This is a genomic window from Microbacterium schleiferi (assembly GCF_015565955.1).
In the GTDB taxonomy this organism is placed as follows: domain Bacteria; phylum Actinomycetota; class Actinomycetes; order Actinomycetales; family Microbacteriaceae; genus Microbacterium; species Microbacterium schleiferi_A.
The window spans coordinates 2,594,276-2,607,231 of record NZ_CP064760.1 but is presented as its reverse complement, the minus strand read 5'-3'; the positions used below and the strand labels follow the sequence as shown (position 1 = coordinate 2,607,231).

Here is a 12,956-nt window from a genome sequence, read left to right as displayed (position 1 = left end):
CCTCGCTCAGGCGGGGCGGCCCCTTCGCCGTCTTCCTGGCTAGGATTCCAGCGAGTCCGCTGACGTACTCGAAAGGAGCGACGTGACCGCTTTCTTCAACTGGGTCGGCACGATGCACCCGATTCTGCAAGCGATCGTCGTGGTCGTTGCATTCCTCGCGGTGATCGGCCTGATCCTCTTCCTCGTCGACATTGCGCCCCGGTCGGGGCCCGTCTATACCTGGATCCGGCTCGCAATGTGCGTGCTCATCCCGGTCGTGACGGTCGTTCTCTTCAATTCCGTCTGGTGGGCCGCGATCGTTGCGGCGCTCATCGGTGCACTCTTCTTCCTGATCGACTTCCGATCACGAAACGGCAAGGGCTATTTCATCCAGCTGGTGGCCTTCATGACGCCAGCAGCGCTGCTGTTGCTCATCGGCCTCATCCTCCCGTCGATTCAGACCTTCGTGGCGTCGTTCATGAACGCTGCGGGCAACAGCTTCGTCGGTCTGGACAACTTCGTCTGGATCTTCACGCAGCCGGACGGTATCCGCACGGTGGTCAACACGATCATCTGGGTTCTGATCGCGCCTACGGTCTCGACAGTCGTCGGACTTGCCTACGCCGTGTTCATCGACAAGACACGGGGTGAGAAGGTCTACAAGGTTCTGGTGTTCATGCCGATGGCGATCTCGTTCGTCGGTGCGAGCATCATCTGGAACTTCGTATACGCCTACCGCGGCCCGGAGTTCACACAGATCGGCCTCCTCAACCAGATCGTGGTGTGGTTCGGCGGGGACCCCGTCCAATGGCTGCTCAACGAGCCCTGGAACACGCTGTTCCTGATCGTCGTGCTGATCTGGGTGCAGACCGGTTTCGCCATGGTGATCCTGTCTGCGGCGATCAAGGGCGTCCCGACTGAGCAGCTCGAGGCGGCGCAGTTGGACGGGACGAACGCGTGGCAGCGTTTCATCAACGTCACCGTTCCCGCGATCGCCCCCGCCATCATCGTCGTGCTCACCACGATCTCGATCGCTTCGCTGAAGGTCTTCGACATCGTGCGCACGATGACCGGCGGAAACTTCGGGACCTCGGTCATCGCGAACGAGATGTACACCCAGTTCACGAAGTTCGAGGCCGGCCGAAGTGCCGCGTTTGCCGTCATCCTGTTCCTCCTGGTGCTGCCGATCGTCATCTACAACGCCCGGCAAATCCGCAAGCAGAAGGAGATCCGATGAGTATGCGGTACGCATCCGGCGCGCTTGCGTGCGCTGATCGCCGGAAGGGGGCGATCCGATGAGTGAGGTCATGCCGGTCGATCTCCCGCTGGACAAGGAGACCGAAGAAGAACTCGAGCGGGGGATGCGCCGCAGCCAAGGCGGCGGTTCCCGCCGGGCGGGGCGCGTCCGTCGGGTGCTCTCGAAGCCGTGGGCGACGGTCGCGTCGATCATCATCGCGCTCGCGTGGACGATCCCGACCTTCGGCCTGTTCATCTCGTCGTTCCGCCCGGAACAGCAGATCAAGACCACTGGCTGGTGGACGTTCTTCGCCGACCCGCAGGTAACGCTGGAGAACTACATCCAGGTCCTGCAGGCGGGCAATACCCAGCTCACGATGGCCGAGGCGTTCATCAACTCGATCGCCATCACCATCCCGGCCACGATCGTGCCGTTGACCCTCGCGGCGTTCGCTGCCTACGCGTTCTCGTGGATCGACTTCAAGGGCCGGGACTGGCTGTTCATCTTCGTGTTCGCGCTGCAGATCGTCCCGATCCAGATGGCGTTGATCCCGCTGCTGAGCTCGTTCTCTCGTGGGCTCAACATCTTCGGGGTTCAGATCACGGGACCACTGGGAGCTGCCGGCGGATATGCGCAGGTGTGGATCGCGCACTCGATGTTCGCGTTGCCGCTGGCGATCTATCTGCTGCACAACTTCATGTCGCAGATTCCCGCTGACATCATCGAGGCGGCGCGGGTGGATGGCGCGTCACGCGGACAGATCTTCTTCCGGATCGTCCTGCCGCTGACGATGCCGGCGCTGGCATCGTTCGCGATCTTCCAGTTCCTGTGGGTGTGGAACGACCTGCTCGTCGCGTTGATCTTCGCTGACGGGCCGGTCGCGCCGATCACGAAGCTGCTGGCGGAGATCACGGGAACGCGTGGCAACGAGTGGCAGCTGCTCACAGCAGGTGCGTTCGTTGCGATCATCGTTCCGCTGATCGTGTTCTTCTCGCTCCAGCGCTACTTCGTCCGGGGTCTGCTCGCAGGCTCCACGAAGGGCTGATCGCGAGAGCACCAGCTCGAAGGGGCGTCCCGGGAGGGGCGCCCCTTCGTTGTCGTCCGTCCCTGGGCGAGCATCGGATATCATGGAGGTCGAATCGATTCGACGCCGATCGGGGTGTCGATCCCCGAGCGCCGAGAATCCTCCTCTTTCGACTCCCCCTGAACGGAACCCGTGCTCGACACTGCCTCCATCCCCGCCACGTCCGCAGCGGATTCCGCTGCCGATCGGCCCGACAGCACGACCTCGACGGGATCGGTGCGACTTCGCACCGCGACCGGCGCGATCCGGACCCTCGGACCCAACCCGGCCACCGCGCCGGTCATGCTGCACCCGGGCGATGCCCTGCCCGCGCGCCGCCGCGTGCTGTACATCATCTTGCTCGGTGCGCTTACGGCGCTCGGCCCGTTCACGATCGACCTCTACCTTCCGGCGTTCCCGGTGCTCGAGGCGGACTTCCAAACGACCTCGGCGGCTATTCAGCTCACCCTTACGGGAACGATGATCGGATTCGCGGTCGGGCAGCTTGTCGTGGGTCCCCTCAGCGACAAGGTCGGCCGCCGGATGCCGTTGATCGCCGTGACGGCGCTGCACGTGCTGGCCAGCGCCGCAGCGGCACTGGCGCCGACACTCGTCACGCTCGGCGCCGCTCGGTTCTTCATGGGGGTCGGGGCTGCTGCCGGTGGCGTCGTCGCCATGGCGATCGTGCGCGACCTGTTCGGCGGCAAGCGGCTCGTCGTCATGCTCAGCCGCCTCGCGCTGGTGAGCGGCGTCGCCCCCGTCATCGCGCCGCTGATCGGGTCGGCGCTCCTGATCGTCATGCCCTGGCAGGGGATCTTCGTCGTCCTGGCCGTCTACGGCATCGTGATGCTCGCCAGCACCGTCTTCCTCATCCCCGAGACACTCCCGCCCGCGCGCCGCCACGACCGCGGCAGCACGACGACCTGGCAGCGCTACCGCTCGGTGCTCAGCGACCGTGTCTTCCTCGGCGTTCTCGTGATCGGCGGGATGAACTTCAGCGGACTGTTCTCCTACCTCTCAGCCTCGCCGTTCCTGTTCCAGGACGGCTACGGGTTCGATCCGCAGGCCTACGGTCTGCTGTTCGCTGTCAACTCCCTCGGCATCGTCTTCGGTGTGCAGACCGCGTCGCGGCTCGCCGCCCGGTTCGGCCCCCAGTGGGTTCTCGCGTTCTCGACGGCCGGCACCGTGGTGTTCGGTACCGGGATCGTCGTCGCCGACAGCATGGGACTCGGTCTGTGGGGGACGATGGTTCCCCTGTTCCTGTTCATCACCTCGGTCGGATTCGGCTTCCCGTGCGTGCAGGTGCTCGCCCTCGACCGTCACGGCAAGGCGGCGGGAACGGCGGCATCCATCCTCGGCGCTGTCAACTTCGGTGTCGCCGGCGCGGTCTCACCCCTCGTCGGATGGCTCTCTGCCAGCGCCGGCATCACGGCCACCACGATGGCCTCGGTGATGGTCGGATGCGGCGTCATCGCCGTTCTCGCGCTGTGGCTGATCGTGCGGCCACGCACCGTGCAGGCACTTACGCCGTAGGGGGACGATCGGTATTCGCCGCCGCGGACGAGTGCGCGCGCACCGGCTGCAGGCGAAACAACCGCACCGTGCGGTGGGACTCGCGCTCGTAGGCGCGGTAGCCAGGCCATTGCGACTCGATGCGCGCCCACACGGCGTCGCGCTCGTCCTCGGCGATGACCGTCGCATGGACCAGCATCCGGTTCCCCCGCACCGTGATGGCGGCATCTGGATGCGCCAAGAGATTCGTCGTCCACGCCGGGTGGCGCTCGCCGGCGAAGTTGGTCCCCGCGACGATCGCGCGTCCCTGCCCGTCGGGGGTGTACATCAGGGGGACGTCGCGGGCCAGGCCGCTCTTGGCTCCGGTCGTGTGAAGCACGAGCGACGGCACGAGCACCGCGCTGAGTTGGAGCCGGCCGCCGCTCAGGGCGGCGAAGACCCGCTCGACAGGGGGGAGGATGCGTGGCCCAGCGCGGCGGAAGAGTCGCGTGCGTGTGAGCGGGGCGAGCAGGGCGCGAAGCAGATCACGCAGGGGTCTGGCGACGCGGTGCGGGACCTTCGCGGCTCCGCCCGCGGTCATCGGCACGTGTTCGTCCCTCACGCGATCATCCTCGCAGCCTCATCGCCGATCGGCCAGCCCGCGTCTACGATCGGTGCGTGGCCCAGATACGACCTTTTCGCGACGAGGATGAGTCGGCGCTCGCGTCGGTGTGTATTCGGACCGCGGATGCCGGACGCGACGCCACCGGCCTGCTCATTGACGACGAGATCTGGCCCGCGGTGTTTCTTCGCCCGTACCTCGTGCGACACCCCCGCTACGCCTTCGTCGTCGACGCCGACGGGTCGCCGGCTGGCTACGTGGTCTGCGCACCCGACACTCGGTCTTTCGAGGAGTGGTTCAGCACGGCCTGGTGGCCCGAGCGCGCCGCACGGTGGTCTGTTGAGGCTGACAGTGTCGATCCCCGTGCACCGCGGACAGCCGGCATCCTTCGCTACGCCTCGAGTCGGCGTGCAGGCGCCGAGCCCTACGGGGACACCTATCCCGCGCATCTGCACATCGATCTGCTGCCGCAGCTGCAGGGACAGGGGTGGGGGCGGCGCCTGATCGACACGCTCATCGAGCTGCTTCGCGCGCAGGGGGTATCGGGCATGCATCTGGTCGCCGACGCGTCCAACGCGGCGGCGCTCGCGTTCTACGATCGCCTCGGATTCGTGCGGCTCCCCTCGCACGAGGGCGTCCAGGCCTTCGGAATGTCGCTCAACGGCCCGGCGAGCTCAGGGCCGGGATAGCCTGCCGGTGTGGATGACCTCACCGCTCCCACGGGACGCGAACCCGCTCTCGTCGCACAGCCGCGTACGGGCGGCGAGAAGCCGCGAGCGCTCGTGCTCGGCGCCACCGGGTACCTCGGCGGACGCCTCGTGCCGCGGTTGCTGAGCGCGGGATACCGCGTGCGCGTCCTCGCCCGGCATCCGGAGCGCGTCGCCGCCTTCGCCTGGGGAGACCGTGTCGAGGTTGTCGCCGGCGACGCGAAGGACCCGGATGCCGTCTCGGATGCGGTGCGCGACGTCGATGTGCTCTACTACCTCATCCACTCGATGATGTCCGGTCGCGCCTTCGAACAGACCGACCGCGACGTCGCCACCACGGTGGCTCACGCCGCAGCGGAGGCATCCGTGGCTCGCATCGTGTATCTCGGCGGGCTCCACCCGGATGACGCCCCGCTGTCGCCGCACCTTCGCAGTCGCGTCGAGGTCGGGCGCATTCTGCTGGACTCGGGTGTGCCGACCCTCGTCCTGCAGGCCGGTGTCGTCATCGGATCGGGTTCCGCGTCGTTCGAGATGGTGCGGCACCTCACCGATGTTCTGCCGTACATGCCGGCGCCCAAGTGGGTGCGGAACCGGATCCAGCCGATCGCGGTGCGCGACGTGCTGCACTACCTGCTCGGTGCCGCGCATGTGCCGGCGACGGTCACCACGGCCGTCGACATCGGTGGTCCGGACGTGCTGCGGTACGGGCAGATGATGAACGGGTACGCGGTTGTCGCGGGGCTCCGGCAACGAGCGATCGCCGCCTTGCCGGTGCTCACGCCGCGCCTCGCCTCGCTCTGGGTCAACCTCGTCACCCCGATCCCGGCAGCGATCGCGCGCCCCCTGGTCGAGTCGCTGCAGGTGGACTGTGTCGTGCGGTCATGGGAGGTCGACGACCTCATTCCCCGCCCGAGGACGGGCTCATGCGGTATCGGGATGCGGTAGCGCTGGCCCTCAGCCGCGAGAAGGACGACACCGTCGAGACGAGCTGGGCCGACACCGAGATTCTCGATGTGCCCTCGAGTCCATTACCGAGCGACCCGGACTGGGCAGGGCAGGTCGTGTTCGTGGACGCGCGTTCCGCGACAACGTCCGCTCCGGCATCCGCGCTGTGGCGGGTCATCGAGGGCATCGGCGGCCAGAACGGCTGGTACTCGTCGCCGTTGCTGTGGGCGGTTCGCGGCTGGATGGACCGGATCGTCGGTGGCGTGGGGCTTCAACGCGGGCGCCGGAGCAAGGGCCGGCTCTCGGCCGGGGACGCACTCGACTTCTGGCGCGTCGAAGCGATCGAGCATGGCAGCTTCCTGCGTCTGCGGGCAGAGATGAAGGTGCCGGGTCTTGCCTGGCTCGAGTTGCGGGCTACCCCGACCGAGACCGGATCGCGGTACGAGCAGCGGGCCGTGTTCTTCCCGCACGGGTTGGCCGGACGCCTTTACTGGTTCGCGGTGCTGCCCTTCCACGGGTTCATCTTCAGCGGAATGGCCAATCGAATCGCCGCGACCGCCGAGACCTTCGCAGACGACGCGGAACCCGCGACCGCCTAGACCAGGGCGCCGCGTTCGAGGCGCACGACGCGGTCGACCAACCCGTCGGGCACGGTGACGTGGGAAATCAGCACGACGCACTGGTGCGGCTCGACGGCGGAGAGCAGGTCGGTGAGCAGCGCATCGGATGCCGCGGGATCCACACCGGCTGTGGGCTCATCGAGGACGAGCACGGGGAACCGATGCAGCAGGGCGCGAGCGAGGGCGATGCGCTGCGCCTGACCACCGGAGACCAGCTGGCCGCGCTCGCCCACGCGCGCATCCAGGCCGCCGCGTTCACGCAGCCACGGTCCCAGGCCAACGCGTTCGAGTGCGGCCTCAAGGTCGGCATCCGTGGCATCCTCGCGCGCGAACAGCAGGTTCTGCCGGATGTTCTCGTCGAACAGCATGGGGTCCTGCTCGCACAATCCGACAGTTCTGCGCAGGTCGTCGGAGGCGATGCCGTGCGCGTCAGTCTGCCCGATGCGGTACTCACCGGCGCTGTCGAGGAAGCGCACCAGCGCATGCGCGAGGGTCGACTTTCCCGCGCCGGACGAACCGACGACCAGCAGCCTCTCGCCGGGACGGATCTCCAGGGTGACCTCCCGCAGCGCCGCGCTGTCAGTGTGCGGCCACGTGGCGGACAGATCGCGCAGGACGATACCGTCGCCGAGCGCCGGGGCGACCCCGGTCGCGGCCGGCTCGTCCCGAACGATCCCCGCCGGCGGCTCGGCGGGAAGGGCCTCAGCGATGCGCTGGGCCGAGGCGTGCACCTGGCGCCAGGAGGCGGCCGCCAGGGGGATCGCGGCGAAGACCTCGAACACCGCCATGGGAACGAGCGCCGCGACCGCGAGGTCGGGGCCCGTGAGGGTTCCTGCCGCCGCAGACGGAGCAGTGACGAGGATCGCGGCGAGCGAGGCGGCCCCGGCGAGCAGGGAGATGATTCCCGCGGCCCCGGCCTGAGCCCCTGCCCTGCGGACCACTGCCCGGCGCAGCGTCCGGTCAGCCTCGCGGATCCGGGTTCTGCTGGCCTCCTCGGCGCCATAGGCCAGGAGGACGTCGAGGCTGCCGAGGTGGTCGAGGAGGGCATCGGCGAGCCGGGACCGCAGTGGCGCGATCGCGCGCTCGGCTCGGGCTCCGGCCGCCCAGCCCCAGCCGACGGCGACGAGGGCGGCGACGACGAGGGAGGCAAGCAGTGTCAGCCCCGCGGGCCACGAGATGATCGTCACGAGGATCACGGCGGCCAGGGCCACGGTCGCTGATGCGACGAGGGGCTGCACGACCCGCAGGGGCAGATTCTGGAGGTCGTCGACGTCGTCCACGAGGGCGCCGAGGACCGATCCGCGCTTGGTGCGCGTGAGTCCGTCGGGTGCGAGCGGGATGAGTCGGCGGACCATGTCGGTGCGGGTGGCGGCGAGCTGGCGCAGGGCAGCATCGTGGCCGGCGAGCCGGTCGAGATAGCGGAAGACCGATCGCGTCAGCGCGAAGAAGCGCACGCCCACGACGGCGACAGAGATATAGAGCACCGGCACCATCTCGCTGGACCGTACGATCAGCCAGGCGCTCGTCGCAAGGAGACCCACCGCTGATGCCTCGGAGATGAAGGCGGATGCCGCGCCCGGCCAGAACCGGCGCACCGGCGGCATTGCGCCGCGGAGGACCTCGCGCGCCGTGGTCATGCCATCACCTCGCTCGCCCGGAGAGCCACGACCTCGTCGGCGATCTGCCGGGCGCTCTCGCGATGGGAGACCAGGATGACCCCGGCGCCGTCGTCGGCGACCTTTCGCACTGACGCCCACAGTCGCGCTTCGGTCTCGGCATCCAGGGCGGCGCTCGGTTCGTCGAGAGCGATGACCGTGGCCTGTCCGCGCAGATGACGGTAGAACGCGCGCGCCACCGCGACGCGCTGCGCCTGGCCGCCCGAGAGTCCCGCCCCCTGTGTTCCCAGTTCGCGAGTCGGGGTGATCTCATCGGCACACGCCAGACGCAGGGATGCTTCGATCAGTGCCGCGTCGGGGTTCGCGTCTCCCAGCGCAACGTTGTCGGCTACCGTGCCCGAGATGAGACCCGCGCTCTGCCCCGCCCATGCAAGCCAGCTCGCTGATGAGATCCCTCGGACATCTGCGCCGTGGATCGTCGCCGACCCCTCGAAGGGGGCAGCGCCGCGCAGTGCGGCCAGGATGCTGGACTTGCCCGCGCCGCTCGGTCCTTCCAGGAGGATGACCCGGCCCGGTTCGAGTTCAAACGAAACGGGCGGCAGGACACTGTCCCCGCGCCGCACGCGGAGCTCGCGGGCAACAAGCCGTGCGCCGGACCCTCGTGACACCGCCGTGGGCGTTGCAGGCTTCGGAGCGGATGCCGCGGCATCCAGCACCGCGAAGATGTCTTCGGTTGCGGCTACCCCTTCGGCTGCCGCATGGAACTGGACTCCGACCTGGCGCAGGGGGAGGTAGGCCTCGGGCGCGAGGAGCAGAACGAACAGACCCACCGTGAGAGCCAGGGAACCGTCGAGGAGTCGGAACCCGATCGTGACGGCCACGATCGCGACGGCGATCGAGGCGAGGAACTCGAGCATGAAGCCAGAGAGGAAAGAGACGCGCAGGACTTTCATGGTCTCGCGCCGATAGCGCGTCGTGACGCTCTCGATCGAGTCGGCGGCGCGGTGCTGGCGTCCGAAGACTTTGAGTGTTGAGAGTCCTTGCACCGTGTCGCTGAAGCGCGCGGCGAGCTGACCGAGGGTTCTCCACTGCCGCTGCTGCACGGCGCGGGTGGCCAGCCCGATCAGCACCATGAAGATCGGGATGAGGGGGAGGGTCAGCAGCACGATGAGGCCGCTCAACCAGTCCTGCCACCACATGATCGCCACGAGGATCGGTGTCGCGATCGCGGTGAGGACCAGCTGGGGCAGGTAGCGGCCGAAGTAGGCATCCAGCGCTTCCAGTCCGCGGCCGGCGGTAACGGCGAGCTGCGCCGTGTTCCGGGTGGAAATCCACTCCGGGCCGAGCGTGCCGACGGCGCCCACGAGGTTCTCACGCAGCTCGCTCTCGACGCGGGCTGCTGCTCGGGAAGCAGCTGCCTCGCGTGCCCAGATCAGCACAGCTCGAACGGCGATGGTGGCGCCGAGCGCCGCCAGTGTCGGGGCGAGTTCGTTGAGCGATCGTCCGTCGATTGCGCCGACGATCCCGGTCGTGAGGAACCAGGCGAACGCGATGATGGTCAGCGTTTGGGCGAGGCCGACGGCGGCAATGAGAGCGAAGAAGCCGCGGGAGCTCCGCGCGTAGCGCAGGAGGCGCGGATCGACAGGTCCCCGACGCGCGGGTCGATCCTGCTCGGCGGGCATGAATCGAGTCTGCCTCATTTCCGCAGGGCGACGCCCCGGCGAACCGTGCCAAAGGTCCCGGTCCGTGGGTGTCAGACTTCGACGCATCAGCGGGGGAAAGGCGGATACGCATCCGCTTGAGCGGAACACACGATCGATAATGACCGCATATGCGGATGCTAAAGTTCGAGCATGCGCACCTATCGCATTGCGGATGCCGCCCGACTGCTCGGCGTCAGTGACGACACCGTCCGGCGATGGATCGAGGCCGGCCTGCTCGCGACGACCGGAGCCTCACCGGCAGAGATACCCGGCGACGCGCTCGCCCAGCGTGCCGTGGAGCGCGCGCAACAGGGGTCAGACGCCGCTGACGTGCTCTCGAGCGCGCGCAATCGCTTCGTCGGTCTGGTCACGCGCGTGCAGGTCGACGGCGTCATGGCCCAGGTCGACATCCAGTCCGGCCCGCACCGCGTTGTCTCCCTGATGTCGGCCGAGGCCGTGCGCGACCTGGACCTGCAGGTCGGTTCTCTTGCCGCCGCGGTCATCAAGGCGACCACCGTCATCGTCGAAGCTCCGAAGGACTGATCGGTGATGCGCGCCGCCGTGCCCCGCGTCGTTCTCGTCGCCGCATCCGCCCTCGCCCTGTCCCTCGCCGGATGCTCAGCCGGTGCCACCGACGCCTCGCCCAGCACAGCGGTGACCGGTGCCTCGGCTCCGGCCGTATCGGGAGAGGTGACGATCTTCGCCGCTGCGTCGCTGAAAGCGGCCTTCGATGAGATCGCCGTGGGCTTCGAGGCCTCCTACCCCGACGTCGACGTCCGGCCCATCACCTATGACGGTTCGTCGACCCTGGCCACGCAGATCATCGAGGGCGCGCCGGTGGACGTCTTCGCGGCTGCGAACGAATCGACGATGGCCACGGTGGTGGATGCCGGGCTCGCCGAGACGCCGCAGCTGTTCGCCTCCAACACGCTTGTGATCGTCGTCCCGGCCGGCAACCCTGCGGGGGTGTCGCGTCTCGCGGACCTCGCCGATCCGGATCTTTCTGTCGTGCTGTGTGCGCCGGAGGTGCCGTGCGGGTCCGCGTCGCAGAAGCTCCTCACGGGCGCGGGCGTCGCGGTCACTCCCGCGAGCCTGGAGCAGAACGTCGCGGCCGTGCTCACGAAGGTCGCCGCCGGGGAAGCCGACGCCGGTCTGGTGTACCGAACGGATGTCGCGGGCCGTGCCGATGTCGAATCGATCGTGCCCGAGGGTGCAGCGCTCGTGGTCAACCTCTACCCCATTGCCGCGCTGCGTTCGGCTACCACGCCCGCGGCGGCGGCAGCGTTCATCTCCTATGTGCGGGGGCCCGACGGGCAGGACGTGCTCGCATCCTTCGGGTTCGGAGCGCCGTGAGCCCGCGCCCCGGGACGCTCCTGCCGCGCTCGCTCCTCGTTCCGGCGCTGCTCGGACTGGCGTTTCTCGTCGTACCGCTGCTGGCGCTGATCGCCCGAGTGCAGTGGGACACCTTCTGGGTCGACATCTCCTCGCCGCAGGCCGTGCAGGCTCTCGTGCTGTCACTCGGAACCGGTCTTGCCGCGACCGGACTGTGCGTTCTTCTGGGTGTGCCACTGGCGCTGCTGATCGCTCGGTCGGCGCCACGGACCGCTGCCGTGCTGCGAGCGCTTGTCACGGTGCCGCTGGTGCTTCCCCCGATGGTGGGGGGAGTGGCGCTGCTCTTTCTGTTCGGGCGACGCGGATGGGCGGGGGGTCTGCTCGCCGAAGCCGGGCTCACGCTGCCGTTCACGACGACAGCGGTCGTCATGGCCCAGACCTTCGTCGCGCTGCCGTTTCTGGTTCTTGCCGTGGAGGGTTCCCTCCGGGCCACGGGCACCGATCTCGAAGAGGTCGCTGCGGGGCTCGGCGCCCGGCGTTGGCTGATCCTGCGGCGCGTGACGCTCCCGCTCGCAGCCCCGGGGCTGATCGCCGGCGTCGTGCTGAGTTTCGCGCGCGCGATCGGCGAGTTCGGCGCGACGGCGCTGTTCGCGGGCAACGCACCGGGAGTGACCCAGACGATGCCGCTGGCCATCTACACCGCCTTCAACGGAGCCGGCGTCACGCAAGGAACTGCCGTTGCCCTCTCGCTCCTGCTGTTGGTCGCCGCGCTGGCTATTTTGCTGCTTGTCCGTGGCTGGCGCGCCGAGGGACCGAGGCGGGGGGTTCCCGGATGACGGCGGCACTGTCAGCACAGATGCGGGTTGTCCGCTCCGCGACCTTCGACCTCGACATCGACCTCGACCTGGCGTCCGGCGAGCGCGTTGCGGTGATGGGGCCGAGCGGTGCGGGCAAGTCCACGCTGTTGGCGGCGCTCGCCGGGTTCCTCCGTCTGGATGCCGGACGCATCGAGCTCGACGGCACTGTTCTCTCGGATGCCCCCGCGGGCGGCATCCGTCCGAGACGAGGCATCCACGTGGCGCCGATGGATCGCGGCGTCATGCTTCTCGGCCAGGATGCCCGCCTCTTCCCGCACCTGAGCGCACGCGAGAATGTCGCGTTCGGACCCCGCGCCCGCGGCGCCTCCCGCCTCGAGGCTGAACGCGTCGCCGAGGAGTGGCTCGACCGGGTCGGGCTGGCCGGGTTCGCAGAACGGATGCCCGCGCACCTGTCCGGCGGTCAACAACAGCGCGTGGCGCTGGCTCGGGCGCTCGCGGTGGACCCGCGTCTCGTGTTGCTGGATGAGCCGCTGACCTCACTGGACCTGCAGACGGCGGCGGAGATCCGGATGCTGCTGGCCGACCACCTGCGCAGCACCGCCGTCGTCATCACTCACGACCCCGTGGATGCCGTCGCCGTGGCCGATCGCCTTCTCGTCCTCGAACGGGGGCGGGTGGCGCAGCAGGGCGCGGTCCGTGATGTGCTGCGCCACCCGGCCACGCCGTTTGCGGAAGCGCTGGCAGGCCACGTGCGGATCGCCGGGCAGGTCAGCGAGGACGGATAAACACGGTACCCGGCGGGCTCAGTGCCCGCCGGGTACCG

General features: G+C 68.6%; 11 protein-coding genes and 1 pseudogene. 9 read left to right on the top strand and 3 right to left on the bottom strand.

Annotated elements, in window-relative coordinates; all coding sequences use genetic code 11:
* The first annotated feature begins 82 nt into the window (after positions 1-82).
* The 3 genes from IT882_RS12645 to IT882_RS12635 all read left to right on the top strand — a co-directional run bounded on the left by IT882_RS12645 (position 83) and on the right by IT882_RS12635 (position 3,812).
* Complete coding sequence (locus tag IT882_RS12645; protein WP_195692143.1) at positions 83-1,216, top strand: carbohydrate ABC transporter permease; 1,134 nt, start codon at positions 83-85, stop codon at positions 1,214-1,216.
* A gap of 58 nt (positions 1,217-1,274) precedes the next feature.
* Positions 1,275-2,261 (top strand): carbohydrate ABC transporter permease, encoded by a 987-nt coding sequence (locus IT882_RS12640; protein ID WP_195692142.1) that lies wholly within the window; start codon positions 1,275-1,277, stop codon positions 2,259-2,261.
* A 321-nt stretch (positions 2,262-2,582) separates the two neighbouring features.
* The gene (locus IT882_RS12635; protein WP_195694378.1) at positions 2,583-3,812 is read left to right on the top strand and encodes a multidrug effflux MFS transporter; all 1,230 of its coding nucleotides are present in this window, start codon (positions 2,583-2,585) and stop codon (positions 3,810-3,812) included.
* On the opposite strand, the gene IT882_RS12630 is transcribed toward IT882_RS12635, so the two are convergent.
* The gene (locus tag IT882_RS12630; RefSeq protein WP_229382120.1) at positions 3,802-4,392 is read right to left on the bottom strand and encodes a nitroreductase family deazaflavin-dependent oxidoreductase; all 591 of its coding nucleotides are present in this window, start codon (positions 4,390-4,392) and stop codon (positions 3,802-3,804) included. The genes IT882_RS12635 and IT882_RS12630 overlap by 11 nt on opposite strands.
* A gap of 56 nt (positions 4,393-4,448) precedes the next feature.
* Between IT882_RS12630 and IT882_RS12625 the strand changes: the two genes are divergently transcribed.
* Positions 4,449-5,081: a GNAT family N-acetyltransferase gene (locus IT882_RS12625; RefSeq protein ID WP_195692141.1), complete on the top strand. Its 633-nt coding sequence runs from the start codon at positions 4,449-4,451 to the stop codon at positions 5,079-5,081.
* Positions 5,082-5,090: 9 nt separating this feature from the next.
* Positions 5,091-6,643, top strand: a pseudogene (locus tag IT882_RS12620) (SDR family oxidoreductase).
* Here IT882_RS12620 and cydC read toward each other — a convergent pair.
* Positions 6,640-8,301, bottom strand: coding sequence for a thiol reductant ABC exporter subunit CydC (cydC, locus tag IT882_RS12615; protein WP_195692140.1), 1,662 nt, complete (start codon positions 8,299-8,301; stop codon positions 6,640-6,642). The pseudogene IT882_RS12620 and the gene cydC sit on opposite strands and share 4 nt — an antisense overlap.
* On the bottom strand, positions 8,298-9,962 hold the full coding sequence (gene cydD / locus IT882_RS12610; protein ID WP_195692139.1) for a thiol reductant ABC exporter subunit CydD: 1,665 nt from the start codon (positions 9,960-9,962) through the stop codon (positions 8,298-8,300). Before cydD ends, cydC begins: the two co-directional genes overlap by 4 nt.
* A 171-nt stretch (positions 9,963-10,133) precedes the next feature.
* Here cydD and IT882_RS12605 point away from each other — a divergent pair, with 171 nt between their 5' ends.
* The 4 genes from IT882_RS12605 to IT882_RS12590 are packed head-to-tail and all read left to right on the top strand — an operon-like array spanning position 10,134 to position 12,918.
* Positions 10,134-10,526, top strand: coding sequence for a TOBE domain-containing protein (locus tag IT882_RS12605; RefSeq protein ID WP_195692138.1), 393 nt, complete (start codon positions 10,134-10,136; stop codon positions 10,524-10,526).
* A 6-nt stretch (positions 10,527-10,532) separates the two neighbouring features.
* Positions 10,533-11,336 (top strand): molybdate ABC transporter substrate-binding protein, encoded by an 804-nt coding sequence (gene modA, locus IT882_RS12600; RefSeq protein ID WP_195694373.1) that lies wholly within the window; start codon positions 10,533-10,535, stop codon positions 11,334-11,336.
* The gene (locus tag IT882_RS12595) at positions 11,333-12,151 is read left to right on the top strand and encodes an ABC transporter permease (RefSeq protein WP_229382119.1); all 819 of its coding nucleotides are present in this window, start codon (positions 11,333-11,335) and stop codon (positions 12,149-12,151) included. Before modA ends, IT882_RS12595 begins: the two co-directional genes overlap by 4 nt.
* Entirely contained in the window at positions 12,148-12,918 is a 771-nt protein-coding gene (locus IT882_RS12590; protein ID WP_195692137.1) for an ABC transporter ATP-binding protein, read from the top strand. The genes IT882_RS12595 and IT882_RS12590 overlap by 4 nt, the downstream gene beginning before the upstream one ends.
* Positions 12,919-12,956 lie beyond the last annotated feature (38 nt).

What these genes read in the sequence shown, in the direction of transcription:
- IT882_RS12640 (WP_195692142.1), top strand. Translation starts at nt 1,275, where the DNA reads ATGAGTGAGGTCATGCCGGTCGATCTCCCGCTGGACAAGGAGACCGAA.
- IT882_RS12635 (WP_195694378.1), top strand. Translation starts at nt 2,583, where the DNA reads ATGCTGCACCCGGGCGATGCCCTGCCCGCGCGCCGCCGCGTGCTGTAC.
- cydC (WP_195692140.1), bottom strand. Translation starts at nt 8,301, where the DNA reads ATGACCACGGCGCGCGAGGTCCTCCGCGGCGCAATGCCGCCGGTGCGC.
- cydD (WP_195692139.1), bottom strand. Translation starts at nt 9,962, where the DNA reads ATGCCCGCCGAGCAGGATCGACCCGCGCGTCGGGGACCTGTCGATCCG.
- IT882_RS12605 (WP_195692138.1), top strand. Translation starts at nt 10,134, where the DNA reads ATGCGCACCTATCGCATTGCGGATGCCGCCCGACTGCTCGGCGTCAGT.
- modA (WP_195694373.1), top strand. Translation starts at nt 10,533, where the DNA reads ATGCGCGCCGCCGTGCCCCGCGTCGTTCTCGTCGCCGCATCCGCCCTC.
- IT882_RS12590 (WP_195692137.1), top strand. Translation starts at nt 12,148, where the DNA reads ATGACGGCGGCACTGTCAGCACAGATGCGGGTTGTCCGCTCCGCGACC.